At 47.7% G+C, this 1,014-nt stretch carries 1 pseudogene; it reads right to left on the bottom strand.

Features of this window, described 5'->3' with window-relative positions:
• A pseudogene (locus tag ACUVJL_RS31565) lies at nucleotides 1-814 on the bottom strand (DEAD/DEAH box helicase); the annotation flags it as partial.
• Nucleotides 815-1,014 lie beyond the last annotated feature (200 nt).

Raw genomic sequence — 1,014 nt, 5'->3', positions numbered from 1 at the left:
CATCTACTTGTGGTTGAGTGCTATTCTGCGTAAGTGCGCCTGTAGTTCGATTTAACTTGGCACAAACCCATCGGCGTTTTATTTTATCAAGCGTCCATTCTCGGTCTTGTGGCTGCGTATCCCAAACAGGTGTCTCTCCAGGCAAAGGCCAAAAAACTCTATAATTTCCGTAGCGTTGATTGAGAGTAATACGGTCAGGGATTCCCTCTAAATCGGGTTGATCTGGTGTAAGAATTTCTACATTTGTGTTTCCTATTCGTTGAGTAGTTTTGTTGTAGCCGCCAAGAAAAACCTCTCCACACACTTCACAAATAATTAAGTCCAAAACACGAGAACCACAGAAGCAGCTAAGGCGATGAGTGGCATGAATTGCCCCAACAGTCGGAGGATTTGAGTCATTATTCCTGATATTTCGATCGACTACTGAATCGGTACAGTTAGGGTTACAGCAAGCCCATAAGTTTTGTAAATTGCGGAAGAATAAATGACCGCGCACGGGTTGGGGCGATCGCCCCGTACTCACTCCTTGAGACATTCCCAACCCCAGAAGCAATCCCCGCATTGCATCAGATACAAAATCTGTGCCTCTAGCACCAGGGAAAAGCTGATCGCTTAAGGCTTGCACGTTCGTCGCCCGAACACTGCCATTAACAGCCACACAAGCATCCCGCAGAGCATCAGCAGCACCTATGGTAGCTAGAGCTTCACCAAGTTTCCGCTCGGGAGCTAGTCCTGGCCTAGACTGCCCCAAGCCTTTAGCCAAGTTGGACATGGCATTCGTAACTTCGGTGGAAGTTGGGTCTGGTGGCTCCATTGGCTGAAATGGATCTGGTGGGATAGGCTTTCCGAGTCTGGCAAACTGAGCAAACGCACTTTGATACGAAGAAAGATGGAATCGCGCTCCAAAAGTTGGTGGGATTTGTTGCCCTGTGATGAAGGCAAAATTATCCCGGCCAAAAAACTCACGCAAAAAGTCTCTACCTTGCTGATTTTGATCGAGACTTGCCGTTGTTG

This window comes from Microcoleus sp. OTE_8_concoct_300 (assembly GCF_031383065.1).
Classification (GTDB): Bacteria; Cyanobacteriota; Cyanobacteriia; order Cyanobacteriales; family Microcoleaceae; genus Microcoleus.
This window is presented reverse-complemented; position numbering and strand designations above follow the sequence as displayed.